23 protein-coding genes and 1 tRNA gene are annotated in these 23,378 nt (G+C 46.0%); 17 read left to right on the forward strand and 7 right to left on the reverse strand.

The window, feature by feature from the left end:
• Positions 1 to 23 precede the first annotated feature (23 nt).
• Positions 24 to 1,013 (reverse strand): adenosine deaminase, encoded by a 990-nt coding sequence (add, locus tag BG260_RS08575; protein ID WP_069131698.1) that lies wholly within the window; start codon positions 1,011 to 1,013, stop codon positions 24 to 26.
• A 190-nt stretch (positions 1,014 to 1,203) separates the two neighbouring features.
• Between add and corA the strand changes: the two genes are divergently transcribed.
• From corA to BG260_RS08605, 6 genes are all read left to right on the forward strand, one after another.
• Complete coding sequence (corA, locus tag BG260_RS08580; RefSeq protein WP_083750202.1) at positions 1,204 to 2,346, forward strand: magnesium/cobalt transporter CorA; 1,143 nt, start codon at positions 1,204 to 1,206, stop codon at positions 2,344 to 2,346.
• A 62-nt stretch (positions 2,347 to 2,408) separates the two neighbouring features.
• A complete protein-coding gene (locus tag BG260_RS08585) occupies positions 2,409 to 3,146 on the forward strand; it encodes an SDR family NAD(P)-dependent oxidoreductase (RefSeq protein ID WP_069131700.1) in 738 nt (245 codons plus the stop codon).
• Positions 3,147 to 3,194: 48 nt separating this feature from the next.
• On the forward strand, positions 3,195 to 4,214 hold the full coding sequence (gene fni, locus BG260_RS08590; RefSeq protein WP_069131701.1) for a type 2 isopentenyl-diphosphate Delta-isomerase: 1,020 nt from the start codon (positions 3,195 to 3,197) through the stop codon (positions 4,212 to 4,214).
• Positions 4,215 to 4,261: 47 nt separating this feature from the next.
• Positions 4,262 to 4,558: a putative quinol monooxygenase gene (locus BG260_RS08595; RefSeq protein ID WP_069131703.1), complete on the forward strand. Its 297-nt coding sequence runs from the start codon at positions 4,262 to 4,264 to the stop codon at positions 4,556 to 4,558.
• A gap of 11 nt (positions 4,559 to 4,569) precedes the next feature.
• Positions 4,570 to 5,043, forward strand: coding sequence for an OsmC family protein (locus tag BG260_RS08600; RefSeq protein WP_069131704.1), 474 nt, complete (start codon positions 4,570 to 4,572; stop codon positions 5,041 to 5,043).
• A 151-nt stretch (positions 5,044 to 5,194) separates the two neighbouring features.
• The gene (locus BG260_RS08605) at positions 5,195 to 6,862 is read left to right on the forward strand and encodes an InlB B-repeat-containing protein (protein WP_083750203.1); all 1,668 of its coding nucleotides are present in this window, start codon (positions 5,195 to 5,197) and stop codon (positions 6,860 to 6,862) included.
• 118 nt (positions 6,863 to 6,980) lie between these two features.
• On the opposite strand, the gene BG260_RS08610 is transcribed toward BG260_RS08605, so the two are convergent.
• Complete coding sequence (locus tag BG260_RS08610; RefSeq protein ID WP_069131708.1) at positions 6,981 to 7,649, reverse strand: DUF748 domain-containing protein; 669 nt, start codon at positions 7,647 to 7,649, stop codon at positions 6,981 to 6,983.
• A 157-nt stretch (positions 7,650 to 7,806) separates the two neighbouring features.
• On the opposite strand from BG260_RS08610, the gene BG260_RS08615 reads away from it, so the two are divergent.
• The 7 genes from BG260_RS08615 (at position 7,807) to arsB (ending at position 12,147) form a co-directional block, all read left to right on the forward strand.
• The gene (locus BG260_RS08615) at positions 7,807 to 8,217 is read left to right on the forward strand and encodes a GNAT family N-acetyltransferase (protein WP_083750204.1); all 411 of its coding nucleotides are present in this window, start codon (positions 7,807 to 7,809) and stop codon (positions 8,215 to 8,217) included.
• Positions 8,218 to 8,491: 274 nt separating this feature from the next.
• The gene (locus BG260_RS08620; RefSeq protein ID WP_069131709.1) at positions 8,492 to 8,674 is read left to right on the forward strand and encodes a histone H1; all 183 of its coding nucleotides are present in this window, start codon (positions 8,492 to 8,494) and stop codon (positions 8,672 to 8,674) included.
• Between the two features lie 145 nt (positions 8,675 to 8,819).
• Positions 8,820 to 8,891, forward strand: a tRNA-Asn gene (locus BG260_RS08625).
• A 283-nt stretch (positions 8,892 to 9,174) separates the two neighbouring features.
• Positions 9,175 to 9,507 (forward strand): ArsR/SmtB family transcription factor, encoded by a 333-nt coding sequence (locus BG260_RS08630; protein WP_069131711.1) that lies wholly within the window; start codon positions 9,175 to 9,177, stop codon positions 9,505 to 9,507.
• Positions 9,508 to 9,524: 17 nt separating this feature from the next.
• Complete coding sequence (locus BG260_RS08635; protein ID WP_069131736.1) at positions 9,525 to 10,421, forward strand: arsenite methyltransferase; 897 nt, start codon at positions 9,525 to 9,527, stop codon at positions 10,419 to 10,421.
• Positions 10,421 to 11,035, forward strand: a complete 615-nt coding sequence (locus BG260_RS08640) for a low molecular weight phosphatase family protein (RefSeq protein WP_069131713.1) — start codon at positions 10,421 to 10,423, stop codon at positions 11,033 to 11,035. Before BG260_RS08635 ends, BG260_RS08640 begins: the two co-directional genes overlap by 1 nt.
• 68 nt (positions 11,036 to 11,103) lie before the next feature.
• Entirely contained in the window at positions 11,104 to 12,147 is a 1,044-nt protein-coding gene (arsB, locus tag BG260_RS08645; RefSeq protein WP_069131714.1) for an ACR3 family arsenite efflux transporter, read from the forward strand.
• A gap of 51 nt (positions 12,148 to 12,198) precedes the next feature.
• Here the strand turns inward: arsB and BG260_RS08650 are convergent, their stop codons facing one another.
• Genes BG260_RS08650 through BG260_RS08670 form a run of 5 tightly spaced genes read right to left on the reverse strand, consistent with a single transcriptional unit; the run spans position 12,199 to position 19,553 of the window.
• Positions 12,199 to 12,819, reverse strand: coding sequence for a CPBP family intramembrane glutamic endopeptidase (locus tag BG260_RS08650; protein ID WP_069131717.1), 621 nt, complete (start codon positions 12,817 to 12,819; stop codon positions 12,199 to 12,201).
• Between the two features lie 9 nt (positions 12,820 to 12,828).
• Positions 12,829 to 13,446: a hypothetical protein gene (locus BG260_RS08655; RefSeq protein WP_069131720.1), complete on the reverse strand. Its 618-nt coding sequence runs from the start codon at positions 13,444 to 13,446 to the stop codon at positions 12,829 to 12,831.
• Complete coding sequence (locus tag BG260_RS13920) at positions 13,443 to 14,126, reverse strand: cytidine deaminase (protein WP_083750205.1); 684 nt, start codon at positions 14,124 to 14,126, stop codon at positions 13,443 to 13,445. Before BG260_RS13920 ends, BG260_RS08655 begins: the two co-directional genes overlap by 4 nt.
• A gap of 15 nt (positions 14,127 to 14,141) precedes the next feature.
• Positions 14,142 to 17,081: a glycoside hydrolase family 3 N-terminal domain-containing protein gene (locus BG260_RS08665; protein WP_083750206.1), complete on the reverse strand. Its 2,940-nt coding sequence runs from the start codon at positions 17,079 to 17,081 to the stop codon at positions 14,142 to 14,144.
• Between the two features lie 33 nt (positions 17,082 to 17,114).
• Positions 17,115 to 19,553 (reverse strand): penicillin acylase family protein, encoded by a 2,439-nt coding sequence (locus tag BG260_RS08670; protein WP_069131723.1) that lies wholly within the window; start codon positions 19,551 to 19,553, stop codon positions 17,115 to 17,117.
• Between the two features lie 129 nt (positions 19,554 to 19,682).
• Here BG260_RS08670 and BG260_RS08675 point away from each other — a divergent pair, with 129 nt between their 5' ends.
• The 4 genes from BG260_RS08675 to BG260_RS08690 form a co-directional block, all read left to right on the forward strand.
• Positions 19,683 to 20,531: a 3-hydroxybutyryl-CoA dehydrogenase gene (locus BG260_RS08675; RefSeq protein ID WP_069131743.1), complete on the forward strand. Its 849-nt coding sequence runs from the start codon at positions 19,683 to 19,685 to the stop codon at positions 20,529 to 20,531.
• A 328-nt stretch (positions 20,532 to 20,859) separates the two neighbouring features.
• A complete protein-coding gene (locus BG260_RS08680; RefSeq protein ID WP_069131725.1) occupies positions 20,860 to 21,876 on the forward strand; it encodes a threonine aldolase family protein in 1,017 nt (338 codons plus the stop codon).
• Between the two features lie 585 nt (positions 21,877 to 22,461).
• Positions 22,462 to 22,773 carry a transposase gene (locus BG260_RS08685; RefSeq protein ID WP_069131727.1) on the forward strand — a complete coding sequence of 104 codons (312 nt, stop codon included), beginning with the start codon at positions 22,462 to 22,464 and terminating at the stop codon, positions 22,771 to 22,773.
• The coding region (locus BG260_RS08690) for an IS3 family transposase (protein ID WP_083750207.1) at positions 22,770 to 23,378 on the forward strand (609 nt) is incomplete at its 3' end. The genes BG260_RS08685 and BG260_RS08690, both read left to right, overlap by 4 nt.

Here is a 23,378-nt window from a genome sequence, read left to right on the forward strand (position 1 = left end):
TTTTAGCGGTCTGACGGATACTTCTATTCCCAGCCCGTCAAGATTTTCTGTTTTAGCCTTTTCTTCCTCTTTCTATCTATAAAAGCGTGTTCTATTGCTTCGAGGTTACACTTTAAAAGGTAGGCTTTTTCCCAGCTAAACGTTTTTTCGAGCATCTCATACTCATCTTTTAGAGTCACATTCGAGATCGTGCGTCCGTCAGTATTAATACTCATCGATACCCCGGAGTTGTAAATCTGATCAACCGGGTGATCTTCAATTTTCGATACGACTTTAGTCAGTACATTACTGGTGGGGCATATCTCAAGGTGAATTTGATCTTCTATCAAGCGCTTCATCAATTCAGAATCTTCAATGCTCCGTACTCCGTGTCCGATGCGCGCCGGTTTGAAATAATCCAGTGTTTCGCGAACACTTTCGGGTCCGGCCGCTTCACCGGCATGTGCCGTTGTTGAGATACCGTGGCTTCGTGCATATTCAAATGCGTTTTTATGATTGTCGATCGGGAAGCCCGCTTCATCCGCCGCAATATCAAACCCGACAACTCTGCTGCCTTTAAATTTTTCACACAGCTTCACCGTTTCCATCGACTCCTCTTCAGAGTAATGCCGCAGGGTACAGAGAATGATGCCGGTTTCAATTCCCGTACGTTGAATACCCTCCTCAGCAGCTTTCTCAACGGCCTCAACCACTTGATTGGCAGTTAGACCCTGCTTGATATGTTCAAGGGGAGCAAACCGGATTTCTGCATAGATAACATGATCCTGCTGAAGCTGATCAAACAGGTCCAGCGTAACCAAACGTAGGGCTTCCTTACTCTGCATGAGATCGATAGCGCGCCCGGCTTTTTCAATATACTCGTTCAAATTCCGGCAGTTGACGGTAGCCTGAAATTCATTTTGATACTGTTTTTCAGTAATGGTCGGATCAAGCGATTTTACCACAGAATAGCTTAGGGAGCAGTCGAGGTGGAGGTGCAGTTCGATTTTAGGAAGCTTCGAGTAGTTTGTCATAGGGAGAAGAAAAAATTGGGTCAACAGGAATCAAAGTTAGACATTTGTTTCTATCAAATCAGATTTAATTCGGTGTAACATATATCAAGTGGAAATGGATTCATGAATCGGAACAAATCAGGAATCGACATTTTCCCAAAAAAAGGGTACTGTTTATACTGAAAAGTGAAAAGATGATACAGACACTCTCATGAAGAAACGGGCAAATAACGTAGCAAAAAAAATTCAGAGCTTATTTCCGGCTAATCACCGGCATCGCCATGTAAGAAAGAAGCCGGGTGAGGTTCCCGGAACAGCTATTTACACCGGGATTCAGCGCATGGATGAAGTGCTGATGACTGTTCACGATTTTGACGAAACACATTACGATGTGATACCGATCAAAAAAATTGAGAAATCTGAACCTTACATTCAAAATAAATCGAAAACCTGGATTCAGGTACGAGGGTTGCACGATATTGAGAAACTGAGAAGTGTTTGGGAATATTTTGACCTTCACCCGCTCATTCAGGAAGATATTGTAAGCACCACACAACGGCCAAAAGTAGAGATCTATCCAAATGCGGTTTTTATTGTTCTTAGAATGATCAAGCAGCAGGAAAATGAGAAGGGAGATCTAAAGGTTCACACCGAACAGGTGAGCATCGTGCTGGGTGAGAACTACGTACTCTCTTTCCAGGAGAGCGATGAGCCGTTATTTGATCCGGTTTTAAAACGCCTGGAGCTGACAACCACCCGCCTGCGAAAGTTTGGACCGGACTATCTTGCTTATGCACTAGCTGATAATATAGTCGATCACTACTTTTTTGCACTGGATGTAATTAGTGAAAACATTGAGAAGATTGAAGAGGATATACTGGATAACCCTCGAAGTGATCAGCTTCATAAAATCCACGCTCTGCGTCGGGATATCATCTACTTCAGAAAATCGGTTTGGTCGCTGCGCGATGGGATCAATTCACTAATTCGTGATGAGGTGCCGCTCATATCAACAGAAGTTCGGGTATTTTTACGAGATGTGTACGACCATATGGTTCAGGTACTGGACAGCCTTGAAACCAGTCGTGAAATGGTTTTCGGACTCTACGATATGTATATGTCGGGCCTCAGCAACAGAATGAACGAGGTAATGAAGGTTTTGACCATCATCGCTACAATATTTATTCCCCTTACTTTCATAGCCGGAATTTACGGGATGAATTTTGATCCCGAGGTGAGTCCGTTCAATATGCCTGAACTGAATTGGTATTTTGGTTACCCTTTTTCTCTCGGGCTGATGTTTCTGATGAGCCTTGCAATGATTATCTACTTTAAACGAAAAGGGTGGTATTAAACATTGAATGGTAATTTCTATACCGGAATTCAGTCAAAATTATTACAAATAAACAGTTTACAATGAAACACGCAGTCGTTACGGGGGCCAGCCGAGGAATTGGCAAAGCAATTACCGATAAGTTATTGAAGGAGAAGTTTAGGGTCACCGGTACACGGAGAGGCTCAGAGTTTCCGGTTGATTTTCAAACTTCAGACCATTTTCACGGTGTGCAGGTTGATCTGGGGGATTTTGAACAAATAGAGTCGAAACTCAAACCATTATTTTTTGCAAACAAATACTTTCCGGATGTTTTGATAAACAATGCGGGTATTTTTCAGGATGCAGATTTTAAGGTCAGTGACACAGACTGGCTGGCAGTTTGGGATCGTACGATGAACGTCAACCTTCGGTCTTCAGCCCTGCTTACCAAATGGTTTATCAATGCTCATTCAGAGAACAAAAGCGAAGGAATTGTGATCAACATCTCTTCCCGAGCGGCATACCGGGGCGATACCCAGGAATATGCCGCATATGCTGCATCTAAAGCGGGGATGGCCGCTTTTACCAAAAGCATTGCCAGAGATTTCAGCAGAAAAGGAATTGTAGCTTATACAGTTGCACCGGGTTTCATCGAAACGGATATGGCGAAGGAATCGGTTGAGATACTGGGCGCCGAAGCTTTGACTAAACGATCAGCTTTTGATGAAATCACGCAGCCCGAAGAAGTTGCGAATCTGGTAGCTTTTCTGGCTAAAGGTGAGGTAAAACACATGTCGGGATCGACGTTGCACATCAATGGCGGTTCGTATATGGTATAGATCATAATCAGAACAGGGAATCAGAATTTTTACTAAACTAATAACACTATGTCGATACAGGAGCGAAAAAAAGATCATGTAGATCTGACCGCTTACAGTGACGTTTTTTACCGAAAAACTACCGGTTTTGAAGCATACGATTTTATGCACAATGCTCTGCCCGAAGTGAATCCGGCTGAGGTGGATGTAACGGCATCACTCTTGGGGCGTACATTTTCGCTGCCTCTGTTCATATCCTCGATGACGGGTGGGTATACTGAAGCGGGATCAGTTAATTCCATCATCGCGAAATGTTGCCAGGAGAATAATCTGCCGTTTGGGGTTGGCAGCCAGCGGGCCATGCTCGAAGATGAAAGGCAGATCGAGTCATTTTCTGTAGTACGGGAGCATGCGCCCGATGCATTTATATCGGCAAATATTGGCGGCGCACAGTTGATCGGTGGTTTGAACAGTGATAAACTGAACCTTTTGGTTAACTCCATTCAGGCCGATGCTATCATTGTGCATCTTAACCCTCTTCAGGAATTAATGCAGCCTGAGGGAGATCACGATTTTGCAGGTATTGAGAAAGGAATTGAGTATTTGATTGCAAATAGCCCTGTTCCTGTTATGATTAAGGAGACCGGAGCGGGAATATCGGGTTCGGTGGCACGCCGGTTGCTGGCAATGGGTGCCGACTGTATCGATGTGGCCGGAGCCGGTGGAACCAGCTGGGCCAAGGTTGAGAATCTTCGTGAAAGGCAAAAAAACCCGATGCATCAGTTTGATGACTGGGGAATCCCAACCGTGGAGTGTTTGAATCAAATTGCCCCGCTGAAAGATGAATTTCGTTTTGATCTGATTGCATCCGGAGGGATCCGTTCTTCCTTTGATGTAGTAAAAGCGATTGCGCTGGGGGCTGATTTTGCCGCTACTGCTCAGCCAGTTATACACGCCATCAAAGAGAAAGGGGAAGAGGGTGTACAAGAGTTGATTAGCAACTGGAGTCGGGATTTAAAATATATCCTGGCCCTGTTGGGGTGTAAATCTTTGAATGAAGTACACTCAGGACTGTTGAGAACGGTTTAGTTTTATACAATCATGCAGGATAACGTTAACTTAGTTGGAGGGAATAGATGTACGGATTGATCGGGCAGATGAAAGCCAAAAGCGGATCACGGGATGAACTGATAGAAATTTTGCTGGCCGGTACTCAAAATATGCCGGGCTGCATCCAGTATGTGATTTCAAAAGATGTGGACGATGAGAACGGAATCTGGATTACAGAGATCTGGGAGACGAAAAATGATCATGAAAACTCACTTCAGCTTCCTGAGGTGCAATCTGCCATTGCAAAAGGCCGTGAGTTTATTGCCGGCTTTGGTGCCCGGCATGAGCTGGATCCTGTTGGTGGGTTCGGGTTGAGTGACTGATCGGATAAATCATGGCAACATATTGTGCGGAAATTAAATGGGAGAGAAACGGAGCGCCGTTTCAACAGTCGGATTACAGCCGGGTTCACAGATGGTTGTTCGACGGCGGAGATGTGATAAAAGCAACTGCTTCGCTACATATCGTTCCGGAACCACATGCTATCCCAAACGCCGTAGACCCTGAGGAGGCATTCATTGCATCCATTTCAAGTTGTCACATGCTTTGGTTTCTGGCCATTGCTTCAAGAAAAGGTTTTGTGGTAGACAGCTACTCCGACTGTGCAGAGGGCGTAATGGAGAAAAATGAAAAGGGAGAGCTGGCTATTACGAATGTGGACCTTCATCCGGTTGTTTCATACTCACCAGAGAAGGTTCCCGATACGGAGTCAGATCAAAAAATGCATCAAGAAGCACACCAAAAATGTTTTATTGCCAACTCGGTAAAATCGGAAATTCGTATTTATTCAAAAATAGAGGTGTCGTAACTCCTGTTGTTGAAAATTTCCTGCTCGCTACTCTCTTCCTCAAAATAGATTGATCTTTTTTGACAGTCTTTATTGACAGGCTGCGCTTATATATCTGGAATATCGTCTCAAGTGGCGTATCAATACAACAGATTAACGATTACAACCAGATATGAAAAAGCTATTACTACTAATTACAGCTCTATTACTTTTAGGGTGCAGCGCAACAACTGAAAATTCAGAAATTTACACACTTAACACAAATGTGAATCCCGAGGATGCAGGTTCTGTTTCACCGGCTCAGGGGGAGTTTGATGAAGGTACCGAGGTGACAGTTAATGCATCTGCCAACGAAGGATGGGTGTTTTCCGGTTGGCAGGGAGATCATAACGGATCCTCCAACCCGGCCACAATTGTGATGAACAGCGATAAAAGCGTAACGGCGATGTTTGAGGTGCGCGAATATGATCTGACACTGAATACCGAAGGAAGCGGATCCATTCAGGAGCAGATTGTCACTTCCAAGACAGAAAGTTACCAGGAGGGCACTGCAGTTCAATTGACAGCCGTTCCTGATGATGGGTGGGAATTTGTGGAATGGACAGGGGATCTGACCGGATCCTCAAACCCGGAAACCATTACCATCGACAGTGAGAAAAATGTGACTGCAGTTTTTGCAATGTCCACCTATGAAATTACAACAGAGACAGTGGGTGAGGGTGAAATTGTTGAGCAGATCATCTCATCAGAATCTGAAGAGGTTGAATACGGAACAGTGATCGAATATACGGCTGTTCCTGCAGAAGGGTGGGTGTTTGTCGAGTGGTCCGGAGATATTTCAGGAGAGGAAAATCCAATAGAGGTTACGGTAGAAGGGAATATGAATATCGTTGCCAATTTTGAGGAGGAGCCGGCTCCTGCTAATGCCACGACCTGGTACGATACCGGCAGCAGTGCCCGACTGAATATTGTGGACTTTTTATCAGATGATATCGGATGGGTTGGCGGTGAGGGCCTGATTGCCAAAACGACTGACGGCGGGGTCACCTGGACCTTTCAGATGGAAGATGATTTTGTTGTTACCGATCTACAGATGATTGACGAAAATGTTGGTTTTGTAACCGGTACCGTATACGGTGATTTTACAGGAGATGAGGGAATTTATCGCACAACAGATGGCGGTGATAACTGGGATCTGGTTTTTGCAACAAGCGAAGAGCCACGAACTCTGTTTTTCATAGATGAAAATACCGGGTGGGTTGCCGGTGTAAATGATCTGATTCTAAAAACAGAAGATGGCGGCGATACCTGGACAGTTCAGGATCAGTTTGTTGGAGCCTTTGGCGGTGCCGAATCGTTCTGGATCAATGATCTCTTCTTTATGGATGAAAATATGGGCTGGGGTGCAGGTCACTACTCACCGGCTGATAATCGCCTGATTATTTATACAGAAGATGGCGGTGATACCTGGGAAGTTGTGTACGATTATCAGGGCGGTCCGTTCAATTTTATCTATATGACGAACGAAGAGGAGGGAGTAACAGGTTCGGGGCGATCCGTTTTTAAAATTTGGAACAACGCTGAGAGTACAAGCTTACGGTTGACTCATCCTGTTTTTTCTTCTGCACAAGACGTTACATTCAAGACATTCCGACACGGTTACGTGATTGGAAGAAATTTTGAGAATATCTCTGAAAGCTTTTTATATGAAACCACGGACGCCGGCGGTACATGGACTCAGGTAGAAACGGAAGACCTTATGGGAGGTTCATCGATCGATATCGGGACCGACTATCTCTGGGTTGCCACCGGACCGTTTGTGGTGAAAGTTGAAATGTAATCAGATATAGAATATGATTAAATCAAAGGTCAGGCCGGTAAATCGGTCTGATCTTTTTTTGTTTGAACTGAATCGAAATCAATTGCTGAGTTTTACGGTATCAGAAAGAAGCGATTGATCAAAAGAGATCACGGATTGCATCCCGTATTTGTTCAGCTCCACTTTGGGCAGCAGCGCGCAGCGAGTTTTCTACAATTCTGTCTGCAATGGTTTGAATGACATCTTCAACTGATTGACGAGCTCCACCCCGACCAAGATCTTGGAGTTCTATTTCTGAGATCTCTACCTGGGCCGAACGCTCCCCACCTATTTCGGTATAGAGATCAGCAGTGCCGTCGGTCATGCGAAACTGTTCAATGACCAGCATCGACTCGGAAGCTGAGTCTGAAGAGCTTTGGTTGATGGAATTCATAATCTTCCGGAGATTATTATCAGGCATCTGCTGCTCAACAATCACAGAGGGTGAGATGACTTCAAGCTGTTTAACCACCATTTCATCAGAGAAGAGTGAGCGAATGTCTACCTCGATAGAGATTTCATCTGCAGTAAAGGCGTTCTCCTTATCGAACCCGTCTGGATTTGCAACCTTCAGTCCGGTAATGGAACCTTTACCTGAAAAGAGTGAGATGGAGACACCATCTACTGAAACTTTGGTTTGAGTCATTTCGGATCCGATATTTTCAATACCTGATTTAACGATGGAATCGACCGATAAAGTGAGTATAACGGCTGCAGCAACGAAGACGAAGATGAACCCTGTAAGACCGAGCTTGATGGATCTATTCATGAAAGTGGGAGTTGATTTAAAATTTTACTGTGAAGGCTTTTACCTGAATTCCCGAAAACATGTTTCCAATGCGTTATGAGGACTTATAACGATAAAATTCTTATCCAATATGTATTAAATTCAGATGAAATCGAAAACATGATCTTTTAAATTAATTATGAACATCCGTACAGCCATTGCAGCTGATCTGCCTGCGATTGATATAATTTACAACGAAGCGATTGAAGAGGGCTTTAGAACTGCACACACAGAGCCAATGGGTAAAGATGCTCGGTTAAACTGGTTCAAAAATTTTAATGAGAAGTATCCGCTTTACGTGTCTGAGGAAGAGAGTGAAGTGACGGGATGGCTATCCATATCACCTTATCGTAAAGGACGTCAGGCACTGTCAGAAACCGCTGAGGTTAGCTTTTATGTGTCTCGTAATGCAAGGGGGGCAGGGGGTAGGTTCTGCACTTTTAAGCCACGCAATCATTCTGGCAGATCAGCTGAACTTTCATGTATATATTGCCATACTGATAGAAACCAACCGGGCGAGCATAGCACTCTTAGAGAAACATCGATTTGAAAAGTGGGGATATCTTCCGGAAGTTATCAGTATGGTTGGGGAGAGGAGAGGGCAGGATATATATGGGAGGATTTTATAGTTTTTGGTCGTAATAAAGTAGTAGTAGGTATTATTATTTCATAGAATTGGTAAAGATTGGGTAAAAAACTTCATTATCTGCATTAAAATGCGAAAAAAACGATTTTTTATTTGCCCATTTATAAACCGTTCAATAGTTTAGATGCGAATTCCAGCAATAAATTTGCGTAAACGTTAACTAACTAAAGGAGTTATAATGAGCAGAATCGATCAGATTAAAAATATGGTTGCTGAACTGGAAGACGATATGAACAAATTTTACGAGAAGGGAAATAAGGCAGCCGGAACAAGAGCTCGTAAGCAGTTACAAGAACTGAAAAAAGTATCTCAGGAAATTCGTCTTGAAATTCAGGATATGAAGAATTCAGGAAAGGTTTAAAAACCCGCTCAAATGAATTTAAAAGCCGCTTTTCTGAAGCGGCTTTTTTTGTTTTAAAAAAGATTAAAAAAGTTCATTGATCGGCTTGACATAGGTAACTGCAACCTCTTATATTTGTGCCCGTTCGATAAGAACAAACACTGATTCCTCGGTAGCTCAGTGGCAGAGCAGTTGACTGTTAATCAATTGGTCGTAGGTTCGAATCCTACCCGGGGAGCTGATCAAAGCCTGATTCACATATGTGGGTCAGGCTTTATTTGTTAGTAGGACTTCTCAGCCAATCTATATTCTGAACGCTTTTGGATAGATCAAACTCAAATGAATGAAACGATAATATTCTATCCGGATTTGATGGAGTAGATGACCGTATTCTCCAAACGGTCTCAGATTCGTTCTAATGATTACCATATTTTGAACTAACCGGAATGTAAAATTTCGAATTTAACTTTGAATTTCTATAGTTAGATCTTACATTCATCGTAAAATTACGATATACGATTATGGCCATTACAAAAGCAGATCTATTTAATAAAAAACAGGTGAGGCTGGCAGAGCTGGCGAAAGCGCTGGGCCATCCCGCACGCATTGCGATTCTGGAGATTTTGTCTAGACAGAACACGTGTATCTGTGGGGATATCACGGATGAGCTGCCACTGGCACAATCTACAGTATCCCAACACCTGAAAGCGCTCAAAACGGCCGGAATCATCAAGGGGGAGGTCGAGGGAGTGCGCACCTGCTACTGCCTGGATGAGGGAAATCTGGCTGAAATGAAAAGCTTATTTGAAGAATTAATCGAAAAACTATCACCCCAAAATTCAAACTGCTGTTAATATTTATGAAAACACGTATGAAGACACCTGAAGAGCTCAAAGAAACTGTTCGAAGAAAGTATTCCGAAATCAGTGAACAGGACAAAAATTACAATGCCCGAAGTTGTTGCGGGGCAGGGGGCGATTCCACCAAGGTGTATAACATCATGACGGATGACTACAGTGAACTGGAAGGCTACAACTCCGATGCTGATCTTGGACTGGGGTGCGGGCTTCCCACTCAATTTGCACATATCCAAAAAGGAGATTATGTCATCGATCTGGGATCGGGAGCCGGAAATGACTGCTTTGTGGCTCGGCATGAAACTGGTCCGGAGGGAAAGGTATTGGGTATTGATTTTACAGAGTCCATGATCCGCAAGGCCAGGGAGAATGCCGATAAGCTCGGATACAACAACGTGGAGTTTCGATTTGGCGACATCGAACAGATGCCGGTTTCTGATAATGTGGCCGATGTAGTTGTGAGTAACTGTGTCCTGAATCTGGTTCCAAATAAGCCAAACGTTTTTTCTGAAATTTTTCGGGTTCTGAAGCCGGGCGGACATTTCAGTATATCTGATATTGTTCTGGAGGGTGATCTGCCGGATGCACTAAGAGAGGATGCTGAAATGTACGCAGGATGTGTTGCCGGTGCCATTCAGAAAGATGAGTACCTAAGCTACATTCGGGAGTCCGGATTTGAGAATATCACCATCCAAAAAGAGAAACCGATTACCCTGCCTGAGGATATTCTGTCTCAATACCTGAATGAGGCTGAGATTGCAGAGTTCAATGAAGGCGGTGCGGGCATCTTCAGTATTACGGTTTTTGCTCAGAAAAAATCGGAGCGTCTGGAAAAAGATAAAAAGAAGCCGTTTACGGTGATTGCCGGTAACGATTCAGCGTCTTGTGATCCGGAATCGGGGTGTTGCTGATGCGTTTTTACGAACCCTTGGAATCAACCATCAACTCACTGAAGAAGGATATTGAATCCATACCGAATGATCGAAAAAAGGTACTGGAAGAAGTATCTGACTACGTTCGGAATCAGAGAGACTCCGGTAACCGTGTGAAGCTCAATTTTATTTGTACCCACAACAGCCGAAGGAGCCATCTCGCGCAAATATGGACGTCAGTAGCAGCTCATCATTTTGGCATGGATAACATCGAAACCTATTCAGGTGGGACTGAAGCGACGGCCTTCAACCCGAGAGCGGTGGCAGCTCTTGATCGGGCAGGATTCAGGATTGAAAATCCGGGGGGAGACAATCCGCGCTACAAGGTACACTTTTCCGATGAAGCAGAACCGATAACCTGCTTTTCGAAAACGTTTGATGATGGGTTCAACCCCTCTGAAAACTTTGCTGCGATTATGACCTGTTCCGATGCCGACGAAAACTGTCCGTTCATTCCCGGTGCTGAAAAACGAATCTCGGTACCCTATCGAGACCCCAAAGAGTCGGACGGAACACCTGACGAATCAAAAACTTATGCTGAACGCAGCCGGCAGATCGCCGCGGAGTGGTTCTACATGATGAGTCAGGTATAAACTCTCAATTAAAATCTGAATTGAATATTTAATGTAGGGGAGGGGATACCTCTTCGAACAACAGAATTATGACAAAATCATCTGAAAAACGTATGGACTTTTTTGAGCGATACCTTACACTTTGGGTCGCTTTGTGTATAGCCGTTGGAATTGGGCTTGGATATCTGGCCGGAGACTCCATTCAGATTATCAGTAAATGGGAAATCTATAATGTGAATATTCCGGTTGCAATTCTGGTGTGGCTGATGATCTACCCGATGATGCTTCAGGTTGATTTTGCATCATTAAAAGAGATCGGGAAATCCCCGAAAGGTGTCGTCTGGACCGTCATCATCAATTGGGCTATCAAACCGTTTTCGATGGCCTTTTTTGCCTGGATCTTTTTCAGTCAAATCTATTCTGCCTGGATTACCCCGGAGCTGGCTGATCAGTATATCGCAGGTGCTATTTTGCTCGGAGCGGCTCCATGTACGGCCATGGTTTTTGTGTGGTCTTACTTGTCTGATGGTGACCCGAACTATACTCTTGTTCAAGTTTCGGTGAACGACCTGCTGATTTTGGTTTTGTTTATCCCGATTGTGGGGCTGTTGCTCGGAATTACCGATATTACCATTCCGTGGAATACACTGGCTGCCTCCATTATTGTGTTTGTGGTGATTCCACTGGTAGCCGGATATTTGACGCATAAGATCGCGATTAACCGAAAAGGGCAAGAGTGGTACACGGCTACATTTCTGCCCATGTTTAAACCGGTATCGATCTCTGCATTACTTATTACATTGATTCTTCTTTTTGCCTACCAGGGTGAACGAATCGTAGCTCAGCCGCTGGATATTCTGTTGATCGCCATTCCGTTGATCATTCAAACCTACTTTATTTTTGCGCTTGCATGGATTGGCGGAAAAAAGATTGGACTTCCGTATCAGGTCTGCGCCCCGGGCTCAATGATCGGTGCGAGCAACTTCTTTGAACTGGCGGTAGCCGTTGCCATTGCACTGTTTGGACTTCAATCCGGAGCAGCACTGGTAACCGTAGTCGGGGTTCTGATCGAAGTGCCAATCATGCTGTCACTGGTTCGGTATGCGAACCGAAATCGGAAGAGTTTTGCTTGATGATTCGCAAACCGACACATCATCGGTACGCTGTGAGCTTTGCTAAAATTTTTACTTCAGCAGGTCCACTTTTTTAAGCATCACCATATCGTACACGGCATGCGCGGCCATGGCAGAAATCAAACCGGATGTTTCATAAAGAAAACCGAGCATCATACTGAGCCCGAACATCATAAACCCAAACAGCAAGTGTCCTTTCGATTTGAACTTGAAATAGCCGTGTATGGCAATGAAAAATGCGGATGTAATCCATATACCCACTACCGGCTGAAGAGCACCCCTGAATAGAATCTCCTCGCCAATACCGGCAAAGAGGGAGACTTGAACCTTGTCGAAGTTGGAGAAGTTTGCTTTGGAAATGACCTTGAAGATGGCAAAATCGTTCAAGACTTCTTTAATTGGCGGCCGGGTGGAGAGAAACAGTACAACTGTAGCGGATCCCAATCCCGCTGCTATTCCAACCACCAGCTGTGTTGTAAATCCAAACCCATGGCTGAAGAGGTCTGAGAACGAGCCCTCGTGAAAGAAATAGATGATAACAAGAGCAACCGTACTGTAGAAACCCAGTGACAGGAGAGACATCCCCAGCAGATTTTTCGTATTCAATTTATCAGCCGTGATTTCTTCCGGATCTGAATGGTGATCTTCAGTTTTTGGCTCATCAATATTCATTCCTATGGCCTACTCATCCCCGCTGCCAAAAGCATCAGGTGTGGTGATGACCACTTTTTGTGAAAAATGATGAAAACTTCCGGGTACATGTTTTTCCAAAAAGTCAGCTTCTGTTTCGTTTGGAATGATCTCTTTGGGAAAATCACCTTTTATGACTGTTGAACTCTCATCCATACTGAACAGATGAATGTTTTCGATATTGAACTGCTGTTGAAAAGTATAAGCCATCTCCGGAAGGGGGAGAGGAGCCGGCTGATCAGACTCTTCAGAAACGGCTAAACCGGATATGAGTAGCATAGGCTGGGATGGAAATCGTTGAACCTGCTCCCGGTTGATTTCAATTTTACCTTCATTGAGTTTTATCAACGATTTTTGATGCCCGTTTACGCCAATAGTTGAAACTCCTTGATCGGCAAAAAGGGCGATGAGTCTGTGGTTCAGGTCTTTGATGGCACGGAGTCGGGCATCCTCCCGCATCATACCGGTCTGGATTAGGCGGTCGGTGTATTCACTGTCGCTGTGAATAATGATTCCGCTTTTCTTTCGCCGTGAAAGGGAACGGGCAAAAGCGGTCAGGAACATTCCGTTATCGAGATGATCGTAATCAAGTACTGCTATAAAATTCATGATCGTTTTCTTAGTGAGCTGCCGGTAAAACCGTAGGGCAGCATATCTTTTACAAAATGGGTTGATGTAGTTTGATTGGCGTGATGCAGAACAATCTGATTCCGCGGCATAAACTCTGCCAAAACCTGTCTGCAGGCACCGCAGGGGCTGCTAAACTCTCCCTTCGGAGCATAGACATGAAGTTTGCGTAGACGGGTTTCATATCCGGCAGCAACCGCCCGGCTGATGGCTGTTCGCTCAGCACACAATCCCAGACTCCATGCGCTCACCTCAATATTCACTCCCGGAATGTAACCGTCTTCCGTTTCGAGCAGAGCCGTGACCGGGAAGCCGGAGTGGGGGATGACGCAGTTATCCGATAGTTTCTGAAGAGCAGGAAGTATCTCGGTTTCCGGGGGGAGGAGCGGATTAAAAATATTTGGGGAAGCGGGCAGCGTTTTGAGCTCCTGAAGATCAAACTCATCTTTCCAGTAGTTCATGAGCTCCGACTCCGGTTGTTCCTGATAGAATGAAACCGGCCGGTCACCGTTGGCCAGGCAGCTGCAGATCGCCCCGTGGATGGCTGAAATAGTCAGTGGAAAAGAGATATTCTCGACCCGTACTCCGGGATAGAAAACCCCCGACTCACCTTGAATCAGGCAGTATTCATCTTGTTCGGAATAGGGAGCGTAGCTGTTCATACTTCACTTTTGTGGTTATTCTTTGTTGATTGCTCTCATCACGGTGTCGGCAATAGTTGCCCGAACCCGGCTGATAGTGCTTCCGTATGACCGGTTGGGATACGTTCGGTTTGTCAGCAGTATAATAGCAATTTCCTCGTCCGGATCGATCCACAGACTAGTCCCGGTAAACCCTGTATGGCCAAATGAGTTGGGACCTGTCAACTCTCCGGCTGTGCTGAAGCCTTCGCTTTTCCGGTCGAACCCAAAAGCCCGCTGGTTGATGGGAGAGCGTTTTTCGGTAAAATAGTGAATGGTCTCTGACCTGAGATATTCGCGACCGCCATACACACCGCCGTTCAGCATCATATAAGCATATTTCCCGATATCTGCGGCAGAGGAGAAGAGTCCGGCGTGGCCTGCTACACCATCCATAAACCAGGCGCGCTCGTCGTGTGCCTCGGCCCGTACGGCACCGTTGCGGTAGGTTGTGTCAATCTCTGTAGGTGGAATCCGGTTGCTCAACCAGCCGCCAATCTTCTTAGGGTTGTAAACGGTGGTCTTCATTCCCATCGGGTAGAAGAGCTGACTTCTCACAAATTGATCAATCCGCATACCGGAAACCTCCTCCACAATTTCTGCCAGAAGGATAAACCCAAGATCACTGTAGACGTACTCTTCACCCGGCTTGTTGATCAATGGTTCATTCCGAACGGCATGGATGATCTCTTCGCGGGTTTTCAGCTCATCAACATAAACCTGAAATGCGGGGAGGCCGGAGGTGTGAATCAACAGCTGTTCAATGGTAATCTCCCGTTTTTCATCCGTATCAAATTCTGATATGTATTTTGAGACCGGATCGTCGACATCGATTCGGCCCTCATCCACAAGCTTCATGACAGCCGTGGTTGTGGCAACTACTTTGGTGAGCGAAGCCAGATCATAGATATCACCCGGTTGTACGCTGCGGGTCTTTTCATAGTCGTGGTAGCCGTATCCCTGATTCCAGACCATCACTCCGTTTTTCATCACGCCAACCACACCGCCCGGAAAAACGGAGTCATTGATCGCCTCCTGCATCACCCTGTCGATGTCGAGCAGTTTTTCGGTACTCATTCCAACAGATTCCGGAGAGTCCTGCCGTACAATCGACTGTGTTTTTTGAATTCCATCCCCGATATCGTACATGCCGGGTATCCGAATTGGGAGAGTGCCGGTTATATCTGAGGCGCCAAAGAGTGCGGGAACTGTTTGGCGTACCTGATTTGTATTCGCTGACCACGCCATTACATGGGCATCCGCATTTGGCAGATCCCGAACCACATAAGGATTTCCGAAAGCGACCAATACAGACGGACTCGGACGACTGATAATCTGCCTTAATAGCTGAAGCTGTTCAGGCTGAACCTGGATGGGTTGATGGGACCGAACGTAGATAAATGACCCGATGATGATCAGATCGGCTTCATCCGCTGCCTGTAGAATGTCTGCGATCTCTTCTTGTCCTGTTCGTCTGTCGAGCACATGAAAAGCTACATTGTCGTGGTATTTACGAAGCTCCCGTGCAAATGTGGATCCGGTTGATCCCGACTCATCATCCGCCAGCGCAACGGCCAGAACTTTTTGGTGGGTTGTTTCGCGAATGGGAAGCAGATCCTTGAATTCTTTGAGCAATGTAACAGATTGGCGGGCAATCCGGTTTGCAATATTCTGATATTCGGGCGTATTGATTTCATGAGCGAGCCGATCCAGATCGACAGAGGGGGTGTCGAACGCACCGTGCTCTTTTTTGAGCTCCAGAATTTTTCGTACGGAGTGATCAATTCTCTCCGGGGAGAGTTCACCGCGGTCTACCGCTTTATGGATTTCGTCAATGGCCCCCATAGCGTCTGGGCTGATCAGCATCATGTCTGCACCTGCCTGAAGAGCCTTGATGACCGCTTCGCCGGGGGAGTAGTGATCGGAAATTCCCTTCATCTCCAATCCATCAGTGACAATCAGACCATCAAAGTTCAGCGAGTCGCGAAGTATATCATTCAGAATGAACGGGTCCATTGTGCCGGGAAGATCTCCATTCGGGCTCATGTTGGGGTAGGCGATGTGGGCGCTCATCACGCTTCGAAGTCCGTTGTTGATGTTAACTCGAAACGGATAGAGCTCCAGGGAATCGATGCGGGCAAAATCGTGGTTGATGATCGGAAGTGCAAGGTGAGAATCGGTGTCTGTATCACCATGGCCGGGAAAGTGTTTTGCGGTTGCCAGCAGTCCTTCGCTTTGAATGCCCTGAATCATGTAGTGTCCATACTCTGCAACCATCTTCGGGTCAGCAGAAAATGATCGTACATTAATTACAGGATTTTCCGGATTGTTGTTCACATCCAGCACCGGCGCAAAGATTTGATGAACACCCAGCGCCTTTGCTTCGCGTGCGGTGATCTTTCCTTTTAGATAGGAGTTTTCGGGATTGCCTGTTGCTGCAATACCCATTGCCGGTGTGATGCGTGTGGTGCCGCTGACCCGCATTGCCGCTCCGAATTCCATATCCTGCGAGATCCACAGCGGTATATCAGAAATGGACTGCAGCGTATTAGTTAACATTGCCTGTCCGTACACATCACCCTGCATAAAGATGATTCCGCCAATGTGGTAGTTCTCAATCAGACGTTTCAGACGCAGAAATCCGGGGTCTTTGTCGTTTGTAAATCGACCATAAGCGGGTACGACGAACAGCTGCCCGATCTTCTCATCCAGGCTCATGGTTTGAATCAGTGAATCAACATCGACATCCGTATAAGTCATGACGCTCTCCCGGTCGATCGGTTCCGGAGACTTTAGCTCGGGCAGTGTTACCGGCCGGGTCTCCTGCAGTTCGGTTGATTTACAGGATGAAAAGAGTGCTACTGAGGATAGTAATATCAGAAAAGAATAAAACGAACGGCTGTATTGAATACGGTTGAACGGTAATTTCTTGTGCATCTGTAAAATGGGTGAATTCTTTTAATTGAATGATTAACGCGTTGGCTCCAATCGCATTGTCTGATAGCTGGTTTGCTGAAAAAAGGTGCTGTCCTGATAAATATAGCGGTAGCGCCCCTCAAGCCACATCTCAGTTTGATCTCCAAAGTGTGTGGAGAGCGGGTTGCCCGATTGTCCGGTTGGAAGTATTGAGAGGCCGCGACCCGGATTTGAAAAGTCGATGATTCGCCTGATGGACGGACCGAGATTGACCTGAAACGGATCGCTCCAGTCGTACTGAGCCTTGTTAACCGTAAGAGCATTTCCACGAACAGGGTAGGGACCTTTGCTAAGCAGATTGTTGACAATCATTTTAAGAGCAGTCGAAGCCTCTGGATTTTCAGCAGCTTCTGCAAAAAGAGGAGGTTTCAGCGTTAACTGGTTTACATTTTCCCAGCGCCAGCTAATTGGCTCATCACCATACTCGTTTTGAAGCTGCTCAATGGTTTGCAGCATGCTTTGTCGAATGATCGTCTCACGATTTTCCGGCTCGCCCGATCCTGAGATATTGAAAAATCCACTGTCTGTAGTGATCAGCCGGCTCATAACCTGAATCGGGAGGTAGTTCAGTGAAATAAATGCCTCGTACGCCTCTTCTCCAACTTCATCAGCGAGTGTGTTTCGGCTCACATTTAGGAAGAAGAGATCAAAAATGGTAGCTGCTGTGGAAGTGGGGGTGTAATTAAAATCCCAGTTTTGCAGGTAAGTAAGGGCAATGGAAAAATCGTTAACCGGATCGGACCGGAGGATGGGCAGAATTTCTTCCGTAATCTCACGTGCGTGATCGGAAAAGGTATCGTATTGAAGCTCCTGCATATTTGTTACCGTGATGGAGTCGGCCTGCTCAAGATAGCGACTTATTCGCGTAATCCTTGACGGAGGAGCCCAGAAAGAACCGATGTAGTGTCCGTATCTGTCGGTGTGAATTTTGTTGTTGGCGTGGGCTACAAATCCGGTTTCAGGATTTTTAAGCTGAGGCAGTTCGTTATGCGGAATCCACCCGTTCCATCTATCGGAAGGGTTTGAACCGTCACGAAAAAGAAGTGGATTACCGGTGCGAACAGGGATGTTACCGGCACTGAATATGGCGATATTTCCTTCAACATCTGCATAGGTAAAGTTCATTGCCGGTGATTTGAACTCTTGAACGGCTTCCTCAAACTGTTCCATCGTTTCTGCACGATTCATCCGGTAGATGGCACTCGCTTCCCGGCTGAGCTCACGCCCGGTCCAGCGCATCGAAACCACCCTGTCTCCCAGCAGTTCGTTATTTTCAAACAGATCACTGATGACAGGGCCGTTTTGGGTTTGGCGAACTCTGTGAAGTACATCATCACCGTCTTTGACTTTGATGAGCTCATTTCTGAACTGAAACTCTTCTGTCTGAGACGAACCGCTGTTTACTACATACTTTCGGCTGTCTGACGAGTCGGGTGTTTCGACGTAAAAATCGAGGACATCGGCCATCATATTGGTGATGGACCAGCCATGTCTGCCGTTGTTGCCCAGAATGACGAATGGAGCGCCGGGTATGGTTGCCCCGGTGATGGACCGATCCGGAGTGGATTGATTCATTTCAAACCAGAAGCCGGGCATGCCGAGTCCCATATGAGGATCTCCGGCCAGAATTGGAAAACCCGACTCTGTTTTATTTCCGCTCACGGCCCAGGCGTTACTTCCCCATTGAGAGCCTTCCATACTCAATAAAGATCTTCGCTTTTTCTCCAGATCGAGTGCGGGCAGAACTGATTCAGCAATTGACCGGCTTTGAGTATCGTTGAGTAGTGTTGGGTAACGATCGCTGTACTCCGGGAAAAGCTCCAGCAGGCGATTGGTGCTCAATTTTCCTTCCAGATAGGCATAGGCCAGTTCACTCCACCAGTAAATATTCTGATCCCACGCCATGAGCCGGGTAACCGCAAAGGAGTGAGTTGGTGTCCACTCCATGGGCTCCATGTCCAGCAGGGTGAATTCAATCGGCAGGTCTTTTTTGTTGGCTTGAATATACTCGTTTACACCGTCGGCGTAGGATTGCAGACGGTTCAGGATTTCCGGTGAAGCTTGTTCGTTAAGCTTTTGAGCCGTTTCCCAAAATCCGAGTGTGCGCTGGTATTTGTCAATCTCCACGAGCTCTTGTCCCAGGAACTCTGCAAAACGACCCTCTGCGGCAAGTTGCTGTAGTGTCATTTGCCACAAACGCTCCTGAGCATGAACATAGCCGACGGCAAAGTAGAGATCCTCCTCTGAGCCGGCATGGATATAGGGAACCCCATATGGATCCCAATGAATATCGACGGGCTCATTGATTCCCTCAATGGAAATCGTGGCACTGTAGTCTGGGAGGGGTTTAATAATGGTCCAGTACACCCCAATCACGGCAAACCCAATGATCAGAACAAGCAGCAGAAGCAATATCCGTAAGATTGATCTCATGTCAGCTGGTAAAGAATTGGAAAGTTTTCCCAATTTGATTGAAAATTCCGTTCAAAATACATACTCTCAAAGCCATATGAAACGAGTTTCAATCAATAAAAAAGATGAAGGAGCTATACCATGAGTGAGATTAAAAAAGTAGCAGTTATCGGTGGCGGAACCATGGGTAACGGAATTGTGCACGTATTTGCCATGAACGGATATGAAGTTCATTTAATAGAGACGAAAAAGGAGTTTGCCGAGCGTGCTCTGAACACCATAGACAAGAATTTGAGCCGAATGGTGAATAAGGAGAAGATTTCTGAAAATGATAAAGCCGCAACGCTGGATAGAATTCAAACGTTTCTGGATGTAAATGAGGGCGTTTCGGATGTTGACTTGGTAGTAGAGGCCGTGCCTGAAGTATTTGACCTGAAGAAGAAAATTTTTGAGGCAGTGGATGAGAGTGCACCGGACCACGCTATTCTGGCAAGTAATACCTCTTCGATTTCTATAACCAAGCTGGCCGCTGTCACCGGCCGGCCTGAGCGGTTCATCGGAATGCACTTTTTTAATCCCGTACCGGTAATGAAACTGGTTGAGGTGATCAACGGTCTTGAGACGTCAGAAGAGGTAACCAAAACCATTATGGAGATCTCAAAAAAACTGAACAAAGTGCCGGTTCCCGCCAACGATTTTCCCGGATTTGTATCTAACCGCGTGCTGATGCCGATGATCAACGAGGCGATCTTCTGCGTTCATGAGGGTGTGGCTGAGCCTGAACACGTGGATGAGGTGATGAAGCTCGGAATGGCTCACCCGATGGGACCGCTTCGCCTTGCTGACTTCATTGGGCTGGATGTTTGCCTAGACATTTTAAACGTGCTATACGAAGGGTTTAAAGATCCGAAATATCGTCCTGCACCGCTGCTGGTAAAAATGGTGGATGCCGGTAAACTGGGGGATAAAACCGATGAAGGGTTTTTTAAATACGATTAAGTTTTAATCAAACGAACACTCCAAGGGTTCCAAACCTTTGGAGGGTTGAGTTTAAAAAATCTCCTCTCGAGGGGGGTGGCTGCAAAAGCAGTCGTGGGGTGTAATCCCCTCTCGAGAGGGGATAAGTGAAAACAGAGTGGCGAAGCCGTCTCTGTTGAGCAAGGGGTGTGTTGATTTAGACAATGAACTTGAAGATTGTTTAAAATCATCAGCCAAGCTCAGGATTATCGTGAACACACCTCTGAAGTTATCGCTGAACGCTCAAACTTCTGTTTCCTCTCAAGAGGAGAATTTCAACATATAATATGCACAATTCAATTATCAAATAATGATCGACCTTCGAAGCGATACCGTGACCAAGCCGACTCCCGAAATGCTCAAATTTATGACAGAGGCAGAGGTGGGAGATGATGTCTTTGCATCTGATCCGACTGTCAATGCTTTTGAGAAGAGAATGGCTGAGATGTTTGGAATGGAGGCGGGACTGTTTGTGCCCAGTGGCACGATGAGCAATCAGCTTTGTGTTTCGGTTCTTACGCAGCCGGGGGATGAGATCATTATTGATGAGCTTGGGCATATTTTTAACTACGAATCGGGAGCAGCAGCTCACCTCTCATCCGTTCAGATTCGTCCGGTGAAAGGTAATCGGGGGAAAATCAATCGTGAACAGACCGAAGCTGCCATTCGGACCTATAACGACTGGGATCCGCATACGCGAGTCATTGCCGTGGAGAATACCACAAACAAGGGCGGAGGTGCCTGCTACAGCAAGGAGGAATTGATTGAGTTGAGTAACCTGGCCGATGAGCACGATCTCTATTTTCACCTGGATGGCGCCCGGATCTGGAACGCGATGACGGCTACAGGAATTGAGCCCGAATTTTATGGGTCCGTGGCCGATACCATCTCCATCTGCTTCAGCAAGGGATTGGGCGCACCGGTCGGGTCGATGATGCTGGCATCAAAAGAGCATATCAAAAAAGCGAGAAGGTTACGGAAAATGTGGGGAGGCGGAATGCGACAGGTCGGGTTGCTTGCGGCAGCTGCCGATTACGCCGTGGAGAATCACCTGCCGCTGATGGAAGAGGATCATAAACGGGCGATGCAGCTTGCCGAAGCTGTTTCAGGAAATCCGGCATTTGAGATCAATATCGATACTGTGGAGACAAATATCGTGATTTTCGATACAGCGGACGAAGCAGCTGTGGATGTGTTGAAAAAGTTTGAAGAGCAGGGAATTGCCATGATTCCGTTCGGCCCCAAAACCATCCGTGCTACATTCCATTTCCAGGTGGGGGATGAGGATTTGGAGAAAGTTCTGGACGTGGTGAGGAGTTACGGATAGACGGGTTAAAATAGGTGACGGTTTGGCCCGGCATTTAAGACGCGCACGCAACGTTTTGGCTTAAATATCAGATCTAGCAACCGGTGAGTTCGGAAAACAATACCTCAAAACCTACTTTAATAAGCTTTTAAAAACGATTCACAAACTTTCTTCTCTCTTCCGATCATACAATCCGAAATCCGTATGTACACTTAACTCTGGAATTGGAACTTTTAGGTGTTTGATGTTGGGGATGATAATCCAATGATGTTTTACGGCCGTAGCATACTAGATTCTTCTTCTTGAGGATTGACTGAACAACTTTGTTAATAAATAAGGAACGATAGGCAGGCCTGTGACCAATCTCTTCTCCGCCTGAAGGAAGAATCAAACATCTTTGCAATAAATGATGAAATCTTAGATATATTTTATAAAACAAACATGCAGTTATTATCCTGTAACCATGGAATCGTTTTCTCATAACAGACTACTGGGTATCACCCTTTGGATTATCATCATCTTTATGACCGGGTACGTACTGGCCATTGTCTTAGCCCCCTAAACAACTGGAGGAAAATTCTACTTTAAGAATAATTATCTTAACGTATGAAAAAACGAAGAACCTGGACAGCGGAGCAGAAGCTGTCCATCCTTAAAGAAGCCGAGCAGCACGGGGTAACAGCGACGATTCGCAAGCATAGTCTGTACGCTAACACCTATTACCAATGGAAGCAGAATTATGAGTGTGAGGGGATCGGTGGATTAAAGAACCATCGAAGGCGCATTGAACCTGAACTGCGAAAGCTTCAGAAAGAAAACCAGCGATTGAAGCAGCTGTTGGCTGATAAAGAGCTTGCCATCAGTATTCAGGCGGACCTTTTAAAAAAAACAACCCGAAACCGGAACACAAACGGATGATTGCCGCTCACTATATCGCTCAGGGATACCCGGTGGGCAAGGTACTGGCCTGTTGCAGCCTTTCCCATAGCAGTTATTATTATACCAAACGCCGTGGGAAACCGGGACGAAAGCCCAGCCGTTATACGCAGTGCATCGATGGCAGGTGGGTAACCAATGAGCAGGTTGTAGCAGAGATTAAGGCTTTGTTAAAACAGCCATTTGTTGATTACGGCTACATCAAAGTAACCTGGTGGCTTCGCTATAACAAAGGATATATCATCAACTTTAAGAAGGTATACCGGTTGATGAGGGAGCATCATCTGTTGAATCCGGTTCGGTACAAATCCCGCTTTCCGCGCAACTGGGCCAGCTGGGACGGGCCAGATCTGCAAGGCCCGCTGTGCTATTGGCAGTTTGACATCAAGTATGTGTATGTGGGCGGTCAGGGCAAAAATGCCCTGCTATTATCGGTCCTGGATGTGGATTCACGGCTGGTGCTGGGAACCACCCTGCGCTGGAGCATTTGCAAAGAGCAGGTCAAAGAACTGTTTGCCGATATTTTGAGCCGTTACAGCCTTTCGCTGCCGAAATTAGTTACGGTTCGCAGCGATAATGGCAGCCAT

The organism is Rhodohalobacter halophilus, from assembly GCF_001715195.1.
Classification (GTDB): domain Bacteria; phylum Bacteroidota; class Rhodothermia; order Balneolales; family Balneolaceae; genus Rhodohalobacter; species Rhodohalobacter halophilus.

What these genes read in the sequence shown, in the direction of transcription:
- BG260_RS08620 (WP_069131709.1), top strand. Translation starts at nt 8,492, where the DNA reads ATGAGCAGAATCGATCAGATTAAAAATATGGTTGCTGAACTGGAAGAC.
- BG260_RS13920 (WP_083750205.1), bottom strand. Translation starts at nt 14,126, where the DNA reads ATGAACAGCTACGCTCCCTATTCCGAACAAGATGAATACTGCCTGATT.
- arsB (WP_069131714.1), top strand. Translation starts at nt 11,104, where the DNA reads ATGACAAAATCATCTGAAAAACGTATGGACTTTTTTGAGCGATACCTT.
- BG260_RS08680 (WP_069131725.1), top strand. Translation starts at nt 20,860, where the DNA reads ATGATCGACCTTCGAAGCGATACCGTGACCAAGCCGACTCCCGAAATG.
- BG260_RS08605 (WP_083750203.1), top strand. Translation starts at nt 5,195, where the DNA reads ATGAAAAAGCTATTACTACTAATTACAGCTCTATTACTTTTAGGGTGC.
- fni (WP_069131701.1), top strand. Translation starts at nt 3,195, where the DNA reads ATGTCGATACAGGAGCGAAAAAAAGATCATGTAGATCTGACCGCTTAC.
- BG260_RS08650 (WP_069131717.1), bottom strand. Translation starts at nt 12,819, where the DNA reads ATGAATATTGATGAGCCAAAAACTGAAGATCACCATTCAGATCCGGAA.
- BG260_RS08670 (WP_069131723.1), bottom strand. Translation starts at nt 19,553, where the DNA reads ATGAGATCAATCTTACGGATATTGCTTCTGCTGCTTGTTCTGATCATT.
- BG260_RS08665 (WP_083750206.1), bottom strand. Translation starts at nt 17,081, where the DNA reads ATGCACAAGAAATTACCGTTCAACCGTATTCAATACAGCCGTTCGTTT.
- BG260_RS08685 (WP_069131727.1), top strand. Translation starts at nt 22,462, where the DNA reads ATGAAAAAACGAAGAACCTGGACAGCGGAGCAGAAGCTGTCCATCCTT.
- BG260_RS08630 (WP_069131711.1), top strand. Translation starts at nt 9,175, where the DNA reads ATGGCCATTACAAAAGCAGATCTATTTAATAAAAAACAGGTGAGGCTG.
- BG260_RS08585 (WP_069131700.1), top strand. Translation starts at nt 2,409, where the DNA reads ATGAAACACGCAGTCGTTACGGGGGCCAGCCGAGGAATTGGCAAAGCA.
- corA (WP_083750202.1), top strand. Translation starts at nt 1,204, where the DNA reads ATGAAGAAACGGGCAAATAACGTAGCAAAAAAAATTCAGAGCTTATTT.
- BG260_RS08640 (WP_069131713.1), top strand. Translation starts at nt 10,421, where the DNA reads ATGCGTTTTTACGAACCCTTGGAATCAACCATCAACTCACTGAAGAAG.
- BG260_RS08595 (WP_069131703.1), top strand. Translation starts at nt 4,262, where the DNA reads ATGTACGGATTGATCGGGCAGATGAAAGCCAAAAGCGGATCACGGGAT.
- BG260_RS08615 (WP_083750204.1), top strand. Translation starts at nt 7,807, where the DNA reads ATGAACATCCGTACAGCCATTGCAGCTGATCTGCCTGCGATTGATATA.
- BG260_RS08635 (WP_069131736.1), top strand. Translation starts at nt 9,525, where the DNA reads ATGAAGACACCTGAAGAGCTCAAAGAAACTGTTCGAAGAAAGTATTCC.
- BG260_RS08610 (WP_069131708.1), bottom strand. Translation starts at nt 7,649, where the DNA reads ATGAATAGATCCATCAAGCTCGGTCTTACAGGGTTCATCTTCGTCTTC.
- add (WP_069131698.1), bottom strand. Translation starts at nt 1,013, where the DNA reads ATGACAAACTACTCGAAGCTTCCTAAAATCGAACTGCACCTCCACCTC.
- BG260_RS08600 (WP_069131704.1), top strand. Translation starts at nt 4,570, where the DNA reads ATGGCAACATATTGTGCGGAAATTAAATGGGAGAGAAACGGAGCGCCG.
- BG260_RS08655 (WP_069131720.1), bottom strand. Translation starts at nt 13,446, where the DNA reads ATGAATTTTATAGCAGTACTTGATTACGATCATCTCGATAACGGAATG.